The organism is Ochrobactrum sp. AP1BH01-1 (genome assembly GCF_018066705.1).
Classification (GTDB): Bacteria; Pseudomonadota; Alphaproteobacteria; order Rhizobiales; family Rhizobiaceae; genus Brucella.
In genome coordinates, this window is record NZ_JAGPOU010000004.1 from 352,754 (window position 1) to 374,721 (window position 21,968).

A 21,968-nucleotide genomic window follows, 5' to 3' on the forward strand; every position below is an offset into this window, starting at 1 on the left:
GCATTGGCCGACCGTTCGTAAACTGGTGAACCCTATTTTACGATGACATCCAAGCGGACGACAGGCTTTTGACAGGTGGAGCTTCCAAGTTTCAGCAGTTCTGCCGGACAAGCCGGAAGACAGTTTCCACGAGGGGCCGCCGAATGCCGATTGCAGATTTCGTTCCTTTCTTTGCTGCCTGGTTGCGCAATCCGTTGCGAACTGCCGCAATCGTACCTTCCGGGCCGTCCCTCGCTCGGTTGATTACGCGCGAAATCAGTCCCGGCACCGGTCCTGTCATCGAACTGGGTCCCGGAACGGGCGTATTCACTTATGCTCTGCTTAAACGAGGCGTCGATCCGCGCGATCTGATACTGATCGAATTCAATCCGGATTTTGTGAGTATCTTGCGCAAGCGCTTTCCGCATTCGACGGTCATTCAGGCAGACGCAACCCAGCTTGCCGATCTTGATATTTCACCACCTGGGTCCTGCAGGAACATCATCAGTGGCCTTGGCCTCCTGGCGATGAATAACATGCAGGTGGAAGCCGTCTTGCGGGGAAGTTTTCATTATCTGGCCCCGTTCGGTTCATTCTATCAGTTCACCTATGCGATGCGTTGTCCGGTCAATACGGAGTTGCTCACTGAACTTGAACTCAGGTCGGAGGAGATCGGCCGGTCCTTCCGCAACGTGCCACCGGCATCCGTGCACAAGATTCAAAGGGACAGACCCGGCGCCTGATCTTATCCGGGCTTTGCTGCACTGAAGCTTCGTGAATGGGCTTGGTCTTGATATCACCGTTCCGGCGATGAAATCGTGCGATGTGATCGCAACGAGTTAGCCCAAAGGAAAGAAGAGAGCGGCTCTCGCCGCTCTCTTGTTCTTATTTCTGATTCAAAACCGGCAATGTCGTCACTGCCGTTGGTATCCCGATCGTCAGCAATTCCTTTGCATCAAGGTCGAGATCCTTGAAGGCGACGCCGCGCAGAATCTGTTCCTCATAAGTTTTGACATAGTAGACGTCATTTTTCATGTCGGCCACAGTCGACCACTGTGTGTAGTCGACGGCTTCTTGCTGTTCATTGGCCGCATTCTGGACAACACCGACAGGAATATCGAAACCGTTGAGAATGTGTTCGGCCAGACGCACGCTTTCGATGCCGCTCGGCACTTTGCGGGCTGATAGAATATTGGCACTCACGCGCACAAAGCGTGAAGGCGGGGTTGCATCGCCCGGTATGCCCAGCATGCCGGATCCCTCACCTAGTGCTTGGATGGTAGCATCATTGATTTTCAGCGGCTCCACATTCGCCGGACGCAAGTTCACATAATTGCGCAGATTGGTCATGTGCCAATCGAAGGAGGGTGCGTTGGTCAGTACACTGAGCGGATTATCGTAGACTTTAAGTTTGCCTTCGATCGGCTCAATCACGATCGATGCGCCTGTCGCATCGTGCAAGGTATAATGCACGCCTGGCGTAAAGCCCATATCGGCCTGTTTGACGCCAACGACAGTGACTGTTTCGAGCGCGGCTTTCACTTCTGCTACCGTCGAAAAATTGCCGAGGGCCCAGCTCAGGAAATCCCAAGGGGTAAGGCTATTTTCCGGTTTCACCGAAGCAGGATCCGGATACTGCGCAAAATCCGGAAAATAAAGTATGCCGCCTGCGAGTCCCTTTTCATTCATGCCGTCGACTAACGCAGGAAGACCAAAAGCGTTCATGCCGATGGCGGCATATTTAGCCTTCCACTTTTTGCCAGCTGTGTCGGCCGAAAGCTGCGAGGTCATCTCGAAGTTGCGTGGAATCATGATCATTTTGGAATCGATCTTGAATCCGAATTCCATCGTGCGTCCATAAACGAAGCCACCGTCCGTCGATGGCAGAATGAAGCTGGTGCATGCGTAAGCGGCCTGGGGTAGGATAAGGCCTGCAGTTACAAGCGCCACAGCAACGCCGCGCGCCAACATTCGACAGGAAGATTTCCAGATTGAAAAACTGTCAGACATGCTTTCTCCTCGCACCAGCGGTGCCTTAAATAATAAATGATTTCGTGGAGAGAGGTGCGCACAACCAAATGTAATGCTCGCCCCTTCAACGAAATGGAACAAACCATCGCGCTTATACGCCGCAAGTATTACAACAACAAGATAGAACCCAGATTTTGGTTAATCGTAAAACAAGACAATCAATATTTTATCTATATTACAATTCTATATATTAGGTTGTCCTAAAATTTATCGGCTATATCAAACATAATGGAGATGCTGATGCCGGCGAGTAAAAATCGCCCAAGGTCTCGTGGAGAACGCTTGATGAGGCTTGAGAATCCGGACAGCTGATCCTTCTACAGTTTTGAAACCGTAAACAGTAACGTTCCAGAATATCATGATGAGTCAAATCGGCTCTATTCTGATCCGCAGCACGGTCGAGCGTGGAGCGGCCCAGACGAGCCGCTCCAACACAGTCAAGCAAAGTAAACCGAGCAGATACTGTACGCTTGGGGTATTATCTCAGCATTGCCGCTACATTGCCTCCATCCACGGTAATGACGGCCCCGGTAGATGCGCGCGCTTGCACAAGGTGCAGAACCGCCTCGGCAACATCCTCACCCGAAACTTCCCGCTTCAGAAGATTGCCCCGCATATAGACGTCAGGTGTTACCCCCCGGGCGCGCGCTCGATCCTCAACCATTTCGTCGGTCATCAGGCCCGTGCGTATTCGGTCTGGATTAACCGCATTCACCGTGATGCCATCGGCGGCGTGTTCCAGAGAGTATTGGCGCATCAATGCCATCAACGCCGCTTTGGACGTGCCATAGGGTCCAAAATCGGGTCCCGGGTTTACAGCCTGCTTACTTACATTGAACACGATCGCGCCACCAGTTTCCTGCTTCTGCATGATCTTGACCGCAGCACGCGCAATATAATGATGGCTCCAGAAATTAAGGTCGAACGCAGCCTTGAATAAATCGTCATCAACTGACGTCAACGCGCCCTGGAAAGCTGCCCCCGCATTGGAAACCAGTATATCGACCCCACCGAACTCCTCCGCAATCTGCGCGAGCGCATTATCTGCGGCAGCAGGATCGGTCAGGTCGCATGAAACCGCAAATCCACCCAGCCGCTTCGCTTCAGCGGCAACCCGCTTCCCATCAATATCGATCAGCGCCAGTTCCGCGCCCTGGCTTTTCAGTTGCTCCGCAATAGCCAGTCCAAGACCACCGGCTGCACCTGTCACGACCGCCACTTGCCGGGTCAGCGGCTTTTCTGTCAGCTTGGTCAGCTTTGCCTGTTCCAGTGACCAGTACTCGATATCGAAAAGGTCTTCCTCTGATAGAGCTTCGAACCGGTCGATCCCCTCAGCGCCGCGAATGACCTCAATCGTCGCTTCGGCAACATCTGCGCAGATACGAGCGGATTTCTGGGTGTTTCCAGCTGCAAAAAGTCCCACACCCTCGACATAGAAAACGCGCGGCATCGGATCGAGCATCTTCTTGCCGCCACCCGCACGCGCATTGTTGCGTTCGAAATAGGCCTTATAGTCGGCCGCATAGGCGGCCACCGCCTCTTTTACGCCGACTGTCCATGCTTCAAGGTTATCTGCTTCCGGCTTTGGTAGCGCCACGCCATACCGCTTGATATGAATGACATGTTCCGGTGTCGCATTCCCGCGCCGCGCCAGATCCGCGACGTTCGGCGCACCGCAGAAATCCAGAATATCGTCATTAACGCGGTGCTCGAGAATGAAACGGCGCGGCCTTCCCTCTTCTTTTCCAGGAAGTGCAATCGCTCCACGCAATATCGGCGCGATATCCGCAACCGAGGCCAGGGCTTTATCAGATTGTGCAGCGCTCGCCTTGCCGAAAGGATGCGGCCTGCCTTCGGCAATGCGTTTTTCAGCACGATCAATTGCAGCAATCATGTTTTCGTAGGCTTCGCGCGGGTCCTCCGACCACGTGAAAATACCATGCTTCAGCAAGATCATTCCGGGTGCATCCGATCTTGCGGAGAACGCCTTCAGGCACGCCTTCGAAAGATCGAAGCCGGGCATTACATAAGGCACGACAATCATCTCCGGGAAAAGTTCGCTGATGATTTCTTCACCCCGCGGCTGATTAGTGAGCGCCACGATTGCATTCGCGTGAGTGTGATCCACATGTTTGAACGGTAAGATAGCATGGAGAATAGCCTCCACGGATGGATTCGGTGACGCCGGATCGAGCAACAGGCGACGCTGCAACATGACCATATCGTCGTCCGACAAGGTCTCGTAATTCACCATAGCCTTCAACGGTTCCAGATGCAGGGCAGGAAGCCCAGCAGGCTCGATCTTGCCCATATCCCAGCCACTGCCCTTGACGCAGAGGACAGACACTTCGCTGCCATCGTGATCGATCAGCGTAGTCTTCACAGAAGTATTACCGCCACCGTGCAAAACCAGTTTCGGCTCGGAGCCCAAGAGGCGCGTTGTATACGTGCGGATCGCGACATCGCGATTCACGCCTGCCTTCTCATATGCGCCGACAATTCTGTCAAAATCCGGTTGTGACCAATTCGATTTCATCTGCCGTTCCCTTAGCTGCGGGCCTGTGCATTGAAGCGCAGACACAAAGACGCCCTCACGGAAAACTTGGCATTTCCCATGGTACTACAAAGACTTGTGGAGATTCCTCTTCCCTCCATATACAATTGACACCATTAACTGACATTAGTCAACTCGATTGATTGTCGTGTTGATCGAAAGACTTTTCTGTGCAACTCAGGAACAACACAGGCAACAGGAAACGAGCATGACATCGGGCCCTCAAACATCGTCTACGCATGCCATCCCGGCCGAGTTCGATGATGCCGTTGTCTGGGCGGCATGGCTTTATTACGAAAACCAGCTAACCCAGAACGAAATCGCGCAGATGATCGGTGTTTCGCGCGCAACCATCGTCAACTATCTGCAGGAGGCGAGACAAAGAGGCGTCGTTCGCATCCTGATGAACTCCGAAATCGCCACTCGCACACTTATCGCCCGTAAATTGGCCGCGCGGTTTGGACTGTCGGAAGCGCTCGTCATTCCATCGGAAAAATCAATCACCACCGAAGCGCGCCTGAAAGCGCTGGGTGCTGGCGGTGCAAGGTTGATGGAACGCATGGTGAAGCCAGGCGATACCATCTGCGTTTCATGGGGACGCACGGTACTCGCCATCGCCGATGCAGTTTCGCTGCCGCAGCCCATGGAAGGTCTGACCGTGGTGCAGGTCACCGGATCCTCCATCGGTAAGAGAGAATTTTCCGCCGAGCTTTGCACGTCGATCATGGCGCGCAACATGGGCGCAACCAGCGTCAACATGCTGGCCCCTGCCGTGCTTAGCACGGCTGAACTGCGAGATGCTCTGATGGGTGAACCCGTACTCCGGCGCCAATTCGAGCTAATCAACCAGGCCAGCATGATCGTCTTCGGCGTCGGCGGCCTTGCTGCCGAAAGCACGATGCGCATTGCCGATGTCACCAGCAATGAGGAAATCGACGCTTATGCGCGTGAAGGGGCAGCCGCAGTTTTGATCTGCCGCTTTCTTGATCGTGACGGAAATCAGATCGTCCGCGAGCTTGACCGGCGCGTCATTGGTATCGAGCTCGATGAACTGCGAGGCGTCCCAAACAGGCTCTGCGTCGCAGGTGGCGCGCAGAAGGTGGAAGCCATCCACGCTGTTCTGAGGGGTGGTTATGCCACGCATCTGGTGACCGATATGGACGCTGCCGAGAAGCTGCTTGCCGATGAAAGCGCATCCCGAAAAATGTGAAACAGTTTTCGGAAAAGATGCGCGCTAAAACAAAAGGGTGCGGGCAGGATTTCCACCCGCCCGCGTTGCATCACATTATTGCCGGACAGGCACCGTGTTCATAAATGCAAGCGTCTCGTCAAAGGAGCGAATACCTGCATCCGAGCCGAGACCCGTTGCAACCAGTGCAGCGGACGCCTGAGCGAAGTTCAAAGCCGTTTTCAAATCCATCTTGTGATGCAAGGCCGTAATGAAACCGGCATCGAAAGCGTCCCCACACCCGGTTGTATCCACAACCTCGATCTGGAAAGCGGGCTGACGCACGGTCTCGCCCGATGCGTCCATGAAACAGACGCCGTCGCCGCCCAGCGTGAACACGCAATGCTTCACACCGCGCTCGAGGAAGAAAGCTCCTGCACCTTCGACATTCTCAGCCCCCGAAATCTGTTTCGCTTCCTCGATGGAAGGCATGAAATAATCGATATGCGGGAAAAGCGGAGCGATCAGATTGAGCGTTCCATCATTTGCGCCAAGAAGGTCAAAGGTCGTCGTTCTTCCGCGTGCCTTCGCTTCGGCAAGCAGCTTCCGGCTTGGCTCTCCATCCAGCTTGGCCAAAAGGCCGGTTCCGCCAAGGTGGATAATCGGGGGCGCCAACACCGCATCCAGCGCGCTGTCGGCGATCTCGAAATGGTCTGACGCCCCGCGCGCGTGCAACGCCGGTCGATCGCCATTGCGGCGGATATTCAGGATGCTCGCTGATGTCGGCGCGCCCTCAAGGCGCTGCATCTGCGCCGTATCGACTCCAAACTTTTGTAGCGTCGCAATAACGAAATCGGCTTTCTCATCGTCCCCGACCGCACCGACGGCCAAGCAATTAAGGCCAAGCTTCGCCAGATCGACAACTGTACCGCCAGCGGTTCCTGCAACCGTCAGCCGAATTTCATCGATAAATTCAACATTTCCGCCCGACGGAATTGCATCGACCGGCCGGCCGAGCACATCCAGAATATAGAGCCCGACGACCGACACATGGTGTGACATGAAAACCTCCCAGAGAATGCGTGAGGCCGCGCCTGTGCGATGACGCAAAAGCGTGGCCAATTTAATATCAGCTGCGATTGCGCAATGCGAAGATCGTACCGGCAAGCAGGATGAAAATACCCACAATGGCAAGCTGGAGGGTGCTTGGAATCCCAACGAAAATCAGCACATTGCTGACGATCGTGATCAGAAGCACGCCCAGCAGCGTTCCGATCACCGAACCTGAGCCACCCGTAATCCTCGCGCCCCCCAGAACGACGGCGGCGATGATTTCAAGTTCCATGCCGGCCAGATCAAAAGGGTTGGCCAAGCGATTGCTTGAGACGTGAACCACACCCGCAATACCGGCCAGAAGACCCGCATAGGCGAAGACGAAAATACGCACGCGGAAAAGGTTGATGCCAAGGCGTTCGGCTATGCCTGGATTGCCGCCAACAGCGAAGATTGCCCGCCCCATCAATGTCCGTTCAAGAATGAACCAGGTCACGAGAGCGGCGGCAACGAGAACCAGAACAGTTGCTGGTAGAACCGAAACGACACCGTTCGATGCGTGATGCGTAAAAAGCGACGCTTTGCCGAACGCGTCCATCGCTACCGGAATATTCATGAACAAAGCGGTTCCGACGAAGGTCAGCAGAAAACTGCGGATCACATATTGGGTTCCGATGGTGACGATCAGCGAAGGCGCTTGCAGTTTCTGAACAAGCAGGCCGTTCAACGCGCCAAATGCCGCCCCGCCCAATGCCGCGAGGATCAGAATGATCGTCATCGGCATTTCAGGGAACCAGTTCGTTACCAGCATGGTAAGCGCATACATCACGAAGGCTGCAATCGCCGTGAACGAAACGTCGATCCCGCCCGAAGCGAGCACAACCAGCACGCCCATCGCGAACAGTCCACGCACGACTGAAGCGCGTAGAATATCCACGATATTGCTCATCTGCAGGAAATCGGGATTGGCACCGATAACCACCAGACAGGTCACAATGATCAGAAGCAGTGTGAAGATTTCGGGTCGACGACCCAACAGATCCCAAAGACGCGACCCAATGCCGCGCTGGCTCTTATCAGCAACAGTGGCAGATGCGATCTCGGTCATTGTGCCACCTCCTTCGACGTGCTGGCCATGGATTGGTAGATGGCATCTTCGCTGAGGCCCTCGGCAGCATGCGTAGCGACGATACGGCCCTGACGCATGACGAGAATGCGGTCACAGTTCTGCAAAAGCTCCGGCAAATCATCGCTGATGATGATGACGCCCATGCCGTCATCGGCCAGACGCTGGATGATACGGAAAATCGTGTCTTTCGAACCGACATCGACACCCACGGTCGGTCCATGCAGGATCAGAAGCTGGGGGTTGATCGTCAGCCATCGACCGATCAGGACGCGCTGCTGATTGCCACCGGAAAGGGATTGAACCGGTATGGTTACATCCGGCGCGACGATCTGCAGGTCGGCGACGCGTTGCTCGGCAACGCGACGCGCACGCCGGGCGCTTATCACACCGAGCGCATTGCGCAACCGATCGAGGATCGGAAGGGTGATGTTGTCCTGAATCGGTTTCTCGAGGAAAAGACCTTCGGTCAGGCGGTCCTCCGGCACATAACCGATCCCGTATTCAATGGCCTGCGCGGTCGACTGCGGTGCAATCTCCTGTCCGTTCAAGCGCACCTTTCCGGTCGATGCGGTTTTGACGCCAGCAAGAGCAAGTGCAAGCTCGTTGCGGCCGGAATCCAGCAGGCCCGTAATACCCAGGATTTCTCCTTTTCGGAGTGTGAAAGAAACATTCCGGAATGCTTTGCCATCGCCCAATTTTTCGACTTCGAGCATGACGTCGCCCAGTTTTGGATCGATGCGATAGCGCGTTTCGCTGATTTCGCGGCCGGTCATCCAGTGACTGAACTCCGCCTTGCTGTGCGAGGCGACATCAAGCTCGGCGACCTTGAGCCCGTCGCGCATGATGATGGCACGCCCGCCAAGCGATTTGCATTCGTCGAGCTTATGGGTGACGAACAGGACCGCGACACCCTTGCTGCGCAGGCGCTCAACAACATGCAGCAGATTTTCAACTTCCTGCCGGGTAAGCGATGTCGTCGGTTCGTCCATGATGACAAGACGTGCTTCCGAAGCGACTGCCCGTGCAATGGCGATCAACTGGCGGGTCGCTAGCGGCAGCGTGTCGGTCCGACGCGAAAGAAACGCATTGTCCGTCGGCAGATGCACTTCGGAAAGGGCGCGCCGCGCTGTTTCGTTCAACAGGGAAATATTCAATCGGCGGGCAAGGCGGCCTGAAGCTTCAACGAGCTGTTCGGTAAACGCCACGTTTTCTGCCACGGATAGATTGGGAAGCAGCGACAAATCCTGATAAACGGTTTCTATCCCCGCACGAAGCGCTCCGATCGCACCGAGATCGCCAGCCCGTGCGCCGGCCACTTCGCCGTCGATCAGTATCTGCCCCTCATCGGCTGGCTGCGCGCCTGAGAGGATTTTTATCAGAGTGCTTTTGCCGCAACCATTCTCTCCCATCAGGTGGTAGATTTGTCCGGCTTCGATGGTCAGGCTGACGTCTTTCAGTGCCCTCACGCCACCAAATGATTTCCTGACGTTTCTGACCTCGAGAAACGGTGGCGCAGAATGTGTCGTACTTTCGGTGGCAAGCATGGCGATTTCCTGAAACTCCCGGATAAGGTCCTTCAGGGCCGCTGTGGTGCTGGGCGGCCCTGAAAGTCAGCTTGGCGCGTTACTTTGCGGTCAGAACGGGAAGTTCTTATAGTTGGACTTGTCTGCATCAACCCAGGCCTGCCCCTGGATAATGATGCCCTTGCCCGGTCCCTTGATCACGGTCATCTTCTCGTAGCCCGGCACGCCCAAATCCATGCCGTCCTTGATCTCCTCGCCCTTCAGGACGAGATCGGAGACCTTGTTCATGACATAGCCAGCATCCTTCGGATCCCAGAAAAATATCTGGTCTACAGCACCGCTTTCGAGATACGGCCCGGTATCCTTCGGAAGCCCCAGACCATACACACAGGTCTTGTCCTGCAGCCCCGCTTCCTCGACTGCACGGCCGATGCCGATCACGTCGATTGCGGACGATCCCTGGAAGCCCTTGATATCCGGATATTTGCGGAGAATTTCCTTGGCCTTTTCATAGGCGCGGTTGGCGTCGTTGAACGATTCGTTCTTTTCTGCCACCAGTTCCATGTCCGGATACTTCTTGGCGTTCTCTGCACCCGCATCGACCCACTGGTTATGCGTGAGGCTTCCAAGCGATCCCACGAACGATGTCCACCTGCCAGATTTTCCCATACATTCAGCAAGCTTTTCATTGATGCGTGCGCCGAATGCCTTGTTGTCGAAGGCTTCGATATCGACATCGGTATTCACCAGGCTATCGCCCTCATGAGTGATGACCTTTATGCCCCGCTGTGAAGCGCGGCGCAGTACGCCTTCCAGCGCAGAAGGGTCCATCGGCACAACGGCAATCGCCGATACATTCTTGGCGACAAGATCTTCGATGATGCGGGTCTGCTGCGCAGCATCCGCCTTTGCCGGGCCAACCTGGCTGGTGCTCACATTGGCATTGTCCTTGCCATAAGCATCGACCCCCTCGTTCATGCGGGTAAACCAGTTTTCACCGGTAACCTTGACCACTGTCACAATGGTTGGCTTGTCCGCCGCGAATGCGGCGCCCGCCATGACTGTTCCGGCAAGCATCGTGCCAGCTATCAGTTTGGAAAACATGCTCATATGACTCCTCCATTAATATAAGCAGATTGTTTTTTTGGTTCTCGGCCGGCGGCTTCATCCCGGAGCCGTCGGCGTTGTCGCTATTGCCTTCTTGGCCGCAGCCAATAGCTGAAGTGCATGCGTGCCGATGCGAGAAGCGCAAGCAGCAGAAGCCCCCAGGCAAGGTCGCGGAAGAAATTCGAAATGTTCATGAAATTGAACAGGCTTGAGAGGATTTGCAGGGCCGTAGCAGCCAGAAGCACGCAGAGTATCTTCCCGTAGCCGCCCTCTGGCTTCACACCGCCCAAAACGGCAATCAGGATCGCGATCAGAACGTAAGACCCGCCATAATCCCACTTCACTGAAGAGTTGCGCGCAGCAATGATGATCCCCGCGACTGACGCCAGAAGGCCGCACAGCGTATAGGTAATGAGAAGCATGCGCTTCTCGTTGATACCGCCATAGCGAGCCGCCTTGGCATTGCTGCCGAGCAGCATCAGTTTCACGCCAAAAGGTGTGTATTTCAGCAAGAAGGATAGCGCCAAAGCAATAGCGATAAACAGCGCAAAACACATTGGAACGCCAAGGACGGGCATGTTGCCGAAGTTATCGAGCGGCTCGATAAAACCCATGCTGATGGCGGAGCCGTTGGTCAAGAAGACGGCGATTCCCGTAAAGAGAAGCTGGGTTCCGAGCGTTGCGATCAACGGCGTCAGGCGCGCATAGGCAATCACAATCCCGTTGATGACACCGCCAATCGACCCCACGACAAGCGCCAGGCCGGCGAACACCCATGAGAAAAGCAGAGGCGCATCGGCAGCCGAAACATAATGGCGCGCCAGCAGGAACGCGACGATGCCGGATAGATTTGCCAGCGCAATGCCTGAGAGATCGATACCACCATTACCCGAAATCATCGCCAGCATGACACCGAAGGCCAGAAGCCCCAATTCGGGAACCTGTGACGCCATCGATTGCAGATTATAGCTGTCCATAAAATTTGAACCGGCCAGAAAGCCGCCCGCCGCCAGAACTGCAACGTTGATCAACGCCAGAAATAGCGTCTGTCGATCCAGGCTGTTCGATGACACGTCCATCCTCCCACTATCGAAGCATCTGTTGCTCTTCAAACTCTGCCGCCTCCTGACAGGTGATAGTTTGAAGGTCGCCGCTTCTTTTTGACATTTGTCAGACAGTTCTGTCTGTTGTCAACACATTTCCCTTAAACGCCGAAATCTTCTCAAAAACAGAGTTGCTTTGCTAACAACACGATCACGGGGCGAGCGGCGGCTAGAAGCCGATCGAGATGTAAGGCTGCACTAAGTCGTTGAATAAAAAATGCATTTTCTCCCCTTCCCGTGCTCGGTCGCGCTCGTGATCGAGACTGCTCTTTTCTTTTTCATCCTCCTTACACGATAGGTTGACATTTGTCGATCATTTATCGAATATTGTCAAAACGGCGGCTCGACCGTCGAAACCGGCGACAGGACTACTGGCGCCAGCGGAGGAAATGCATTGGAACTTCTGCTTGATGTGGAGGGACTGAAAAAGTCCTTTGGCGGCGTTGCCGCCTTGCGGAACGGACGGCTGCAATTGCGCGCCGGCTCGGTGCATGCACTTTGCGGCGGCAACGGCGCGGGCAAATCCACCTTTCTAAAGATCCTGATGGGCATTCACGCCCGCGATGACGGACATATCCGGCGGCGCGGGAAAGAGGTCACCTATTCCAGCCCTGCGGAAGCGTTGCAGGCCGGCATAGCGATCATCGAGCAGGAACTGAGCCCTGTCCCGCACATGACCGTGGCGGAAAACATCTATCTTGGCAGAGAACCGCTCCGCCGTTTCGGCGGCATCGATTTCAGGACGATGAACCGGAACGCTCAAAAGCTTCTCGACCAGCTCGAATTCAAAATTCGCGCCAATCAGTTCATGATGAATCTGTCCGTTGCCCAGATTCAGTTGGTGGAGATCGCCAAGGCGCTCAGTCACGACGCCGAAGTCATTTTCATGGACGAACCGACCTCGGCCATTGGCGAAAAAGAAGCGCAGCAGCTCTTTGCCGCAATCGAACGCCTGAAGGCGAGCGGTAAAGGCATCGTCTATGTCTCGCATCGCTTGTCGGAGATTTTTCAGATTGCCGATACCTATACCGTGTTTCGCGACGGCAGCTATATCGACAGCGGCAACCTCGATGGCATCACCCGCGCGGAATTGATCCGTTTGATCGTCGGACGGGAATTGGGCGACGAATACATCAAAACGAACGCGCCGACAGAAATTCCGGGCATCGAGGTCTCCGGCCTAACCGCGCCCGGCAAGATAACCGATATCTCCTTTACTGCGCACAAGGGCGAGATTTTCGGCATCTACGGATTGATGGGGTCGGGCCGCTCGGAAATATTCAACTGCCTTTTTGGGCTGGATAACACCTCTGAGGGCGCAATCCGGCTTGAAGGCGAGCCGATCACCATTCGCCGCCCCTCGGACGCCATGGCGGTCGGGCTGGCCTTCGTGACGGAAGACCGCAAGCTCACCGGTCTCAATCTTGGCGACAGCGTTCGCAACAATATCTGCCTTGCCAGCCTGCCCGAGATGAGCCCGCATTTTGCAATGAACCGACGCGAGGAATCATCCGCCAGCAGGGAAATGATCGAGCGCTTCAGGATCAAGGTCGCGCATGACACGATGGCCGTTTCCGGTCTTTCCGGCGGCAACCAGCAGAAGGTCGTACTGGGAAAATGGTTCCTGCGAAAGCCGCGCGTTCTGCTGCTCGATGAACCAACGCGCGGCGTCGATGTTGGTGCAAAACAGGAAATTTACCGCGTCATCTGCGAATTTGCCGCCGAAGGTGGAACCGTCGTGATGGTCTCTTCCGAGATCGATGAAGTTCTCGGCATGTCCGACCGCATCATGGTCATGCGCGGCGGACAATCGGTCGGCATTTATCGCAGGGCGGAAACGGACGCGCAGTCGCTGGTGCATCTTTCGACATGAAGACTGACCGGGAAAGCACCGCGTTTCGTTTAAGAGCAAGGAGAGGGAACCGTCGCCTGCGACAGCCGTTGCGGCCGGTTCTGGAGAGGTAGAACAGTGTCCACCACAAAGAACAATTCATCAGCAAGCTGGTTTGGCTCCGAACGCCGCAGGCTGGTCATTCAGGAATACGGCATATTCATCGCCTTCCTGCTTCTGGCCACGATCCTTTCGTTCTCCAACGAATATTTCCTGACAGCGGGCAATATTTCCAACGTTCTGCTCCAGACCTCCATCAACGGCATTCTCGCCATCGGCATGACCTTCGTCATTCTGACGCGCGGCATCGATCTGTCCGTTGGCTCTGTGGTCGCATTGGCCGGTATTGTCAGCGCCAGCCTAGCAACCACGTCGGCGACGGCTGGCATTGCTGGCGCTCCATATTCGCCGTTCATAGCCATTCCCATCGGCCTGCTGGTGGGTATCGGTTGCGGCGCGCTTGTCGGCACGATCGTCTCGCGGTTTGCGGTTCCCGCCTTCGTAGCAACGCTGGGTATGCTTTCCGCGGCGCGCGGCCTGACGCTCATCTATGGCGGCGGCAAGCCCGTGCCCGCTCTTGTTCCGGATTTCCGCTGGATCGGAACCGGCAACATATTGGGCATTCCCGTGCCGGTCATTCTCCTCGCAATCGTGTTTCTAGTCTCATGGTGGATTCTGAACCGCTCGCGGTTCGGACGCTATATTTACGCCGTTGGCGGTAACCCCCACGCCGCAAATACCTCTGGGATCAACATCTCACGGGTGCGCTTCTCGGTCTATGTCATATCCGGTGGACTGGCTGGCCTCGCGGGCATGATCCTGTCCGCCCGCACCGGCTCTGCCCTTCCGCAAGCGGGTATCAGTTATGAACTCGATGCCATCGCGGCGGTCGTCATTGGCGGCACCAGCCTGTCCGGCGGCGTCGGCCGCATCACCGGAACGCTCATCGGCGCGCTTATCATCGGCGTCATGAACAACGGTCTCGATCTGATGGGCATCCAATCCTACTACCAGCAGGTTTTGAAGGGAGCGCTCATCGTAGGCGCGGTCATGCTCGACCAGAAACGCAACCAGAGCGTCTGAGAGCCCCAGACCTCAATTTTTATAGGAACGGCTTACCGATCGGTAGCCAAATCAACACGGAGGAGATTGCAATGAAAAAACTATTGATCGCGCTCGCTACGGCGTCTGCACTGATCGCCACCCCATCGCTCGCGCAGGACAAGAAGCTGAAGATCGGGGCCGCCCCTTACGGATTGAACGCCGAGTTCATGCAGGTCTGGTCGGAAGCCCTGAAGAAGCATCCGGCAGTCAAGAACGGCGAGGTTGAACTGACCGTATTCGACGGCCGTTATGATGCGCTGGTTCAGCAGGAACAGTTCAACACGATGATTACGCAGAAATTCGATGCGATCATCTTCGTTCCGATCGATATCGAGGCGGGCGCGACCGCCGTTCAGGCTGCCAGTGACGCCGACATTCCGGTCGTGGGATCGAACACCCGCGTCAACTCCGATCTGCTCGCGGCCTATGTCGGCTCCGACGATACGGTTTCGGGTTATATGGAAGCCAAGGACGTGCTCGACAAGATCGGCTGCAAGGGCAATGTCGTCATTCTTGAAGGTCCAATCGGCCAGTCCGCGCAGATTTCCCGTCTGGAAGGCAACAAGAAGGCGCTGGCCGAATGCCCCGACGTGAAGGTTCTTGAAGACCAGACTGCGAACTGGTCCCGCGCGGAAGCCCAGACCCTTATGGAGAACTGGCTGACGGCGCATCCCGGCCAGATCAATGGCGTGATCGGCCAGAACGATGAGATGGCGCTCGGAGCCATCGAAGCGATCAAGGCCGCCAACCTCAAGGTCGGTGATTTCGCAATCGCTGGCATCGATGGCATTACCGATGCGCTCCATGCCGTCAAGGAAGGTACGATGACCTCCATTCTGCAGGATGCCAATGCGCAGGCGCAAGGCGCGCTCGATCTTGCGATCTTCCACGCCAAGAAGGGCGACTACAAGCCTCAGTCCGATATCTGGGCCCAATATCCGGATATGCCGTTCAATGACGGCAAGGACAAGAACTACAATGTTCCATGGACGCCGGTGACCGCTCAAAACGTCGACAAGCTCCTGGAAAGCCGCAAGTAAAGCTGTCTTGGCGGCCCGCCACCCTTGATGAAAATCATAAAGGGTGGCGGGCCGTCAGGCTCACAATCCAGACTCCCGAGGCAAAAATGTCCGAACAAGCTCCCCAAATTGACCTGAACTTCCCGCTCACCGGAAAAGTCGCCATCGTGACTGGAGGTGCCTCCGGCATCGGTGCGGCAATATCCAGAGCTTTCATCGCCAAAGGCGCCAAAGTCGCAGTGCTCGACATCAGCGCCGACATCGCCAAAGCCAAGGCCGAAGAACTCGGCGAAAACGCAAAACCGTTCGTTTGTGACGTCTCCAGCCAGCAGTCGGTCAATGACGCAATCGCGGCGGTCAAGGACCAGTTCGGTGCGATCGACATTGCGGTCAACAGCGCCGGTGTCGTCTATCTGGCTCCTGCCGAAGATATTTCGCTTGATGACTGGGACAAGACGATCGCCATCAATCTGAAGGGAAGCTTTCTCGTCACCCAGGCTGTGGGCCGCGCCATGATCGCCGCCGGCAAAGGTGGCAAGATCATCAATCTCGCCTCTCAGGCGGGAACTGTCGCTATTGAAGAACACGTCGCCTATTGCGCGTCCAAGTTCGGCGTCATCGGCATGTCGAAGACATTTGCAGCCGAGTGGGGCAAACATGGCATATGCGTCAACACGCTTTCCCCGACCATCGTGCTCACCGAGCTCGGCAAGAAGGCCTGGGCCGGTGAAAAGGGCGAAGCCGCAAAGAAGCGCATTCCAGCAGGCCGTTTTGCCTATCCCGAAGAGATCGCCGCAGCAGCCGTCTTCCTCGCATCTGCCGGAGCCGACATGATCACAGGCGCCGATCTTCTGATCGATGGCGGCTACACTATTCTTTGAGCCCAGCGCTCATTCATCTTACAGGAGATACCATGCAGCGCTTCATCAACAATCCGGACGAGGTCGTCGAAGACACCGTGAAGGGCTTTGTCAAAGCTCATTCCGACATCGTTCGACTTGCGGACAATCCACGTGTGATCGTCGCGAAAAACGCCCCCATCACCGGCAAGGTCGGTGTCGTTACGGGTGGCGGTTCAGGGCATGAACCGGCCTTCATCGGCTATACGGGCAAGAACATGCTCGACGCGGTAGCCGTTGGCGAACTGTTTTCCTCGCCAACCGCCAAGAGCTTTCACGACGCCATACGTGAAGCGAACGGCGGCAAGGGCGTGGTCGTCCTCTATGGCAATTACGCTGGCGACAACATGAATGTGAAGATGGCGACCAAGCTGGCCGCCAAGGACGGAATCGACGTTGCGACGGTTGTTGCAAATGACGATGTTTGCTCAGCTCCAGCCGATGAGCGCGAAAAACGGCGCGGCGTCGCCGGCGAGATTTTCATGTGGAAAGTTGGCGGCGCAAAAGCGGCAACCGGAGCCACGCTTGAGGAAGTTCGCGCCACGGCGCAGCGGGCGATCGATAACTGTCGCTCGATTGGCGTTGGGCTTGGACCATGTACCCTGCCCGCAGTCGGCCACCCGAATTTCGAAATCGCACCGGGAACGATGGAAGTCGGCATCGGCCATCACGGCGAGCCCGGCGTGCGCGTGGAACCGCTCAAGCCCGCAGCCGAAGTCGCAAAAGATATGTGCCAGATCGTGCTGGACGATCATGGGCTGGCGGAAGGAACCGAAGTTGCCGTCCTTATTTCGGGTCTTGGCGCAACGCCGCTTAACGAGCTTTATATTCTCAACGACACGATCGAATCCGAAATCCGTGCACGCGGGTTGACAATCCATCGCACTTATATCGGCAATTACTTCACCTCGCTCGAAATGGTCGGTGCAACGCTGACGGTCATGGCGCTGGACAGCGAGTTGAAAGAACTGCTCGACGTCGAAGTGCAGTGCACCGCCATTCTGTAAGGAAGAGACCTGTGCAAACACTCAATAACGCAACAGCCGGAGACATCGTGCTGGCAATGGCCGACAGGATTGTCGAAAACCGCGCCTATCTCAGCGAAATCGACGGGAAAATCGGTGACGGTGACCACGGCGTCAACATGGCCAAGGGTTTCAATATGGCCGCCGAACGCCTGAAGGGAAAGAACGAGTCTCTGGCCGCTTCACTTGACACGCTCGGCACCGTACTCATGACCGAGATCGGCGGCTCGATGGGGCCGCTTTATGGCGTGATGTTCACCGAATTCGCCGAAAAAATCGACGGCATCGACAATATAGACGCGGCTGCGTTCAGCCGCATGCTTCACGCGGGGCTTGAAGGCATTCAGTCAATCGGCTCTGCCAAAGTCGGTGACAAAACCTTGCTGGACGCGCTCGTGCCCGCCGTCGAGGCATTCGATGAAGCCACCGCTGCCGGAAAGAGCTTTGCCGAGGCTCTCGAAGCTCTGGTCGCGGCCGCTGAGAAAGGCCGTGACTCCACGATTGATCTGGTGGCGAAGATCGGTCGCGCCAGCCGTCTTGGCGAAAGATCGCTGGGGGTTCTGGATGCGGGGGCGACATCCTGCGCCATTATTCTCAAGGAGTTTTCCGACGGCGCGCGGGCACGGTTACAGTAGGGATCCTCGACAAACAGGCAGCCCCGGCGCATCGTCAGAAACCGGGTCTGCCAGCTTCGTGACAGAACGCCAACAAAAACATTGTATTGCAAGACAACCGGCAGATAGAGCGGTTCCAGTTAAAATGGAACCAGTAGAACCGCTCTATTTTTTGTTTTTACGCATTATCCAACGCAAAACCGCTTCGCACTTTTGCTGGAAATGCTCTAGAAGGAAACACAGGGGTCAGTGCAGACAAGATGGCGTCAAACGGAAAAGCAACCGCAAGCAAGACTGGACAGGTGGAACCGACCGACGGCATTCCGCTGCGCTACGGCGACGATCCTTACGTATGGGCTTGTTGGCTGTACTATGAAGACGGACGCACACAGGGCGAGATCGCGGAAATCATGGGGATTTCGCGAGCTACTGTAAACAGCTATCTCGCAGATGCCCGCAGTCGCGGCATCGTCAACATCTCGATCGAACCTGCCCGCCTCGGTTCCCTTGCCATCGCACAGGAACTCAAACGTCATTTCGGATTGAGCGACTGTCTTGTCGTGCCCAATGATGACGGCGCGCAGACACTTATCGATCGGCTCGGAACGGCGGCGGCACAGGCAGTAGCCAAGCTCCTGAAATCTGGAGACACGCTCGCCGTCGCCTGGGGACGAACAGTCCTCGCCATTGCCGAAAATACCCGCATATCCAATTTGCAGGATGTCACGGTCGTACAGGCGACAGGCGGAACGCGCGCCAGTTTCACTTACACTCCCGAACTGTGTGCGGCAGCCATGGCACGGGCAACGAATGCGCACCTCGTCAATATCACCGCGCCAGCCATCGTATCCAGCCCGGATGTAAAAACGGCGCTGATCGGGGAGCCGATTATCGTAGAGCAGTTCCAGGCTCTTGATAATGCGAATAAAGCGCTGTTCGGCATTTCTTCGCTGCGACCCAATTCCACAATTCATACCAGCGGCTTTTTTGAGAACGTCTCGATACAGGAATATCTGGCCAAGAATGCCGTCGGCGTCGTAGCCGGGCGCTTCATCGATTCTTATGGACATCCCGTGTCCGGCCCGCTTGACGACAGGACCATCGGCATCACGCTCGACAGGCTGCGAGACATCGACATGCGTATCGCCGTTGCGGGTGGTTTTGACAAGGTGCCGGCGATTCTTGCGGCTTTGCGCGGCGGTTATATCAACGTCCTGATTACCGATGCCGCGACAGGGCGCGGTATTCTCAACGCGGACGGCGTGACTGAGATCGACAGCAAGCTTTCCCAGAAACTTCGTGCGGAACCGGCAGCCAACGTGCCCAGCCATTATCGCACCCACATCAAGAAATTTCTGAACAGTCCCGACGATGTCGTCGAGGAGATGCTTGATGGTGCCACCAGAGCACACCGATCCTATCTCGCCCCGATCAACGGATCGAAGCGCGCGCTCGTTGCGCGCAACGGCCCTCGACCGGGAAAAGTGGGGCTGGTGATTGGCGGTGGATCGGGGCATGAACCGTGCTTTCTGGGCTATGTTGGCAAGGGGCTTGCCGATGCCGTGGCTATCGGCAATGTCTTTTCCTCGCCTCCCCCTGTTCCCATCCTCGAATGTGCGAAAGCCGTTTCCGGCGGCGAAGGAGTCCTCTTCGTTTACGGCAACTATGTCGGCGATGTCATGAATTTCGAAATGGCGGCGGAAATGGCACAGGAAGCCGACATCCCCACACGTACCGTTCTGACGACGGACGACATATCGTCTTCCCCCATAGAGGATCGCGACGGTCGGCGCGGTGTCGCGGGAAACTTCTTCATTTTCAAGGCGGCCGGCGCAGCCTGTGATCGCGGCATGTCGCTTGAGGCATGCGAGGCGGTGACACGCAAAGCCAATCGGCGGACCTTTACGATGGGCGTCGCGCTGGAACCCTGTTCGCTGCCCCAGACACGGCGCCACAATTTCGAAATCGGCGCGGAAGAAATGGAAATCGGCATGGGTATTCATGGCGAACGCGGAGTCGTTCGCGAGAAGATGATGCCAGCCGATGCGATCGTCGATCACATCATGGACCGGATTTTCAGTGAAATGAACGCATCGCCCGGAGACCGGGTCGCGGTGCTCGTGAACTCGTTCGGTTCAACGCCCCTGATGGAACTCTACATCCTGTTTAGACGCGTCGAACAGCGCCTGAGCGCCAAGCAAATAACAATCGAAGCCAATTGGGTCGGGCACTACTGCACATCGCTGGACATGAACGGGGCATCCATATCCGTCATGCATCTCGACCAGGAATTGTCCGATCTCTTGTCGCATCCTTGCGATACGGCTTTTCTTCGGGTCAACTGATTAATGCCGCCTCCGGCGGTTTCATGAATTCCAGATTATCTGGGAGGTACAAATGCAGGAAACTGCAGCGCGTCGTCTAAGTCGAATGTTCCAGCTCATCGCCTTTTCGATAAAGGAGGAAAAAGAATGGCTTTCCGATCTCGACGGAGCAATTGGCGATGCGGATCACGGCATCACCATGGTGTTGGGCTTTTCGGCGATCAACAGCGCGCTTGCCAAAGTTGATCTGGAGCAAACACTTCCTTCGGAGATTTTCGCTACAGCCGCCTCCGCTTTTCTCGATGCCGTAGGCGCTTCGACGGGGCCTCTCTATGCAACAGCATTCCGTCACGCCTCCAAAGCATTGAAACCGCGCGAAAGCCTCGACGCCGAGGGCCAAGTCGCCATCGTCGAGGCGATGACACGAGGCATTCAGGACCGTGGGAAAGGACAACGCGGCGATAAAACCATGCTGGATGCATGGATACCGGCGATGGAAACGGCGGTCGACGCACGAGCGCACGGTCTGAGCGGTCTGGAAATGTGGAACGGAATTCTCGAAGCAGCGGAGAAGGGCGCGGATTCAACCCGCTCGATGGTGGCTGCAAGGGGCCGTGCTGCCCGCTTGGGCGAGCGCTCGCTTGGACATGTCGATCCCGGAGCGGCTTCGGCAATCATCATTCTACGGGCCATGCGGGATAGCCTCACCGAGACTGTCTAGATGCCTGCCCACAGCCTATGATGTAGAATTATCGCGGATAGCGGGAAGGCTAACGGTCCGATTTTCAAGAGCAACGCCGCAGCGGCGACAAGAAGTGCGTCCTGGTCGGTTGGTAAATGCAATCGCGGCCTCGCTCGTTTCGCCAGCCGCCCGGCTGAGTATTAATTTGGACGAACCGTCCTTTGTGACTTGTCTTTACAGTGAATTGCGCCCATTGTCCTCTTTCTTCGTGGTTGTTGGGGGCTTCGTTTCAGGCAAATTTTGCCCGAGAAGGGAGGCCGACATGCCGTTTTTTAATGAAGCAAGTCGCATTTACAATCCGCTTGAAGTCAACTTCATGCGCAGCTGCTTTGGCAACGCTGCAATTATGCTTGAAGAAAGCGACCAGGACTACTCCGCATCCGAACTGGCGTCTTGCATCATCATGCTCTACGAAAGCGGATTGAGAGACCATGCGTATCTCAGCGAACTATCCGCTCGTCTGGCTCATCAACGGTATCTCAAACGCCATGATATCGAGCCGCATCAGGCCGCAAACAGTAACGGCATTGCGCCTAGGGCTCCTGCTCACACCGCAGAATACGACCCTTTTGCATAACGTGAAACAAGATTGCCCGCGCGGAGTTGAAGGCAATGTGCACATCCAATGACATCGGGCACGATGCTGACGGCGCCCTGCCGGAGGGCAGGGCATTTTTTCCCGGAACTGACTGGTGACACGGTT

The 21,968-nt window shown here is 56.1% G+C and carries 18 protein-coding genes; 11 read left to right on the forward strand and 7 right to left on the reverse strand.

Going from position 1 to position 21,968, the window contains the following annotated elements; genetic code table 11:
- Positions 1-143 precede the first annotated feature (143 nt).
- The gene (locus J9800_RS16500) at positions 144-722 is read left to right on the forward strand and encodes a class I SAM-dependent methyltransferase (protein WP_114216076.1); all 579 of its coding nucleotides are present in this window, start codon (positions 144-146) and stop codon (positions 720-722) included.
- A gap of 142 nt (positions 723-864) precedes the next feature.
- Here the strand turns inward: J9800_RS16500 and J9800_RS16505 are convergent, their stop codons facing one another.
- Both J9800_RS16505 and J9800_RS16510 read right to left on the reverse strand, forming a co-directional pair.
- The gene (locus J9800_RS16505; RefSeq protein ID WP_114216077.1) at positions 865-1,989 is read right to left on the reverse strand and encodes a linear amide C-N hydrolase; all 1,125 of its coding nucleotides are present in this window, start codon (positions 1,987-1,989) and stop codon (positions 865-867) included.
- 499 nt (positions 1,990-2,488) lie between these two features.
- Positions 2,489-4,546 (reverse strand): bifunctional aldolase/short-chain dehydrogenase, encoded by a 2,058-nt coding sequence (locus J9800_RS16510; protein ID WP_114216078.1) that lies wholly within the window; start codon positions 4,544-4,546, stop codon positions 2,489-2,491.
- Between the two features lie 226 nt (positions 4,547-4,772).
- Between J9800_RS16510 and J9800_RS16515 the strand changes: the two genes are divergently transcribed.
- Positions 4,773-5,774: a sugar-binding transcriptional regulator gene (locus tag J9800_RS16515; RefSeq protein ID WP_114216079.1), complete on the forward strand. Its 1,002-nt coding sequence runs from the start codon at positions 4,773-4,775 to the stop codon at positions 5,772-5,774.
- A 75-nt stretch (positions 5,775-5,849) separates the two neighbouring features.
- Here J9800_RS16515 and J9800_RS16520 read toward each other — a convergent pair whose 3' ends face one another.
- The 5 genes from J9800_RS16520 to J9800_RS16540 all read right to left on the reverse strand — a co-directional run bounded on the left by J9800_RS16520 (position 5,850) and on the right by J9800_RS16540 (position 11,617).
- Complete coding sequence (locus J9800_RS16520; protein ID WP_114216133.1) at positions 5,850-6,794, reverse strand: carbohydrate kinase family protein; 945 nt, start codon at positions 6,792-6,794, stop codon at positions 5,850-5,852.
- A gap of 67 nt (positions 6,795-6,861) precedes the next feature.
- Positions 6,862-7,893 (reverse strand): ABC transporter permease, encoded by a 1,032-nt coding sequence (locus tag J9800_RS16525; RefSeq protein ID WP_112586529.1) that lies wholly within the window; start codon positions 7,891-7,893, stop codon positions 6,862-6,864.
- Complete coding sequence (locus J9800_RS16530) at positions 7,890-9,458, reverse strand: sugar ABC transporter ATP-binding protein (protein ID WP_114216080.1); 1,569 nt, start codon at positions 9,456-9,458, stop codon at positions 7,890-7,892. Before J9800_RS16530 ends, J9800_RS16525 begins: the two co-directional genes overlap by 4 nt.
- A 90-nt stretch (positions 9,459-9,548) precedes the next feature.
- Positions 9,549-10,547: an autoinducer 2 ABC transporter substrate-binding protein gene (locus J9800_RS16535; protein WP_114216081.1), complete on the reverse strand. Its 999-nt coding sequence runs from the start codon at positions 10,545-10,547 to the stop codon at positions 9,549-9,551.
- A gap of 80 nt (positions 10,548-10,627) precedes the next feature.
- Positions 10,628-11,617 carry an ABC transporter permease gene (locus J9800_RS16540; protein ID WP_114216134.1) on the reverse strand — a complete coding sequence of 330 codons (990 nt, stop codon included), beginning with the start codon at positions 11,615-11,617 and terminating at the stop codon, positions 10,628-10,630.
- Positions 11,618-12,041: 424 nt separating this feature from the next.
- On the opposite strand from J9800_RS16540, the gene J9800_RS16545 reads away from it, so the two are divergent.
- From J9800_RS16545 to J9800_RS16585, 9 genes are all read left to right on the forward strand, one after another.
- The gene (locus tag J9800_RS16545) at positions 12,042-13,520 is read left to right on the forward strand and encodes a sugar ABC transporter ATP-binding protein (RefSeq protein WP_114216082.1); all 1,479 of its coding nucleotides are present in this window, start codon (positions 12,042-12,044) and stop codon (positions 13,518-13,520) included.
- Between the two features lie 96 nt (positions 13,521-13,616).
- Entirely contained in the window at positions 13,617-14,621 is a 1,005-nt protein-coding gene (locus J9800_RS16550) for an ABC transporter permease (RefSeq protein WP_114216083.1), read from the forward strand.
- Positions 14,622-14,692: 71 nt separating this feature from the next.
- Positions 14,693-15,682, forward strand: a complete 990-nt coding sequence (locus J9800_RS16555; protein ID WP_114216084.1) for a substrate-binding domain-containing protein — start codon at positions 14,693-14,695, stop codon at positions 15,680-15,682.
- Positions 15,683-15,768: 86 nt separating this feature from the next.
- Positions 15,769-16,542 carry an SDR family oxidoreductase gene (locus tag J9800_RS16560; RefSeq protein WP_114216085.1) on the forward strand — a complete coding sequence of 258 codons (774 nt, stop codon included), beginning with the start codon at positions 15,769-15,771 and terminating at the stop codon, positions 16,540-16,542.
- Between the two features lie 32 nt (positions 16,543-16,574).
- On the forward strand, positions 16,575-17,567 hold the full coding sequence (locus J9800_RS16565; RefSeq protein WP_114216086.1) for a dihydroxyacetone kinase subunit DhaK: 993 nt from the start codon (positions 16,575-16,577) through the stop codon (positions 17,565-17,567).
- 11 nt (positions 17,568-17,578) lie between these two features.
- Positions 17,579-18,220, forward strand: a complete 642-nt coding sequence (gene dhaL / locus J9800_RS16570) for a dihydroxyacetone kinase subunit DhaL (protein ID WP_114216087.1) — start codon at positions 17,579-17,581, stop codon at positions 18,218-18,220.
- A gap of 239 nt (positions 18,221-18,459) precedes the next feature.
- On the forward strand, positions 18,460-20,544 hold the full coding sequence (locus J9800_RS16575; RefSeq protein WP_114216088.1) for a bifunctional sugar-binding transcriptional regulator/dihydroxyacetone kinase subunit DhaK: 2,085 nt from the start codon (positions 18,460-18,462) through the stop codon (positions 20,542-20,544).
- A gap of 52 nt (positions 20,545-20,596) precedes the next feature.
- The gene (dhaL, locus tag J9800_RS16580) at positions 20,597-21,244 is read left to right on the forward strand and encodes a dihydroxyacetone kinase subunit DhaL (protein ID WP_114216089.1); all 648 of its coding nucleotides are present in this window, start codon (positions 20,597-20,599) and stop codon (positions 21,242-21,244) included.
- Positions 21,245-21,527: 283 nt separating this feature from the next.
- A complete protein-coding gene (locus J9800_RS16585; RefSeq protein ID WP_114216090.1) occupies positions 21,528-21,842 on the forward strand; it encodes a hypothetical protein in 315 nt (104 codons plus the stop codon).
- Positions 21,843-21,968: the final 126 nt, after the last annotated feature.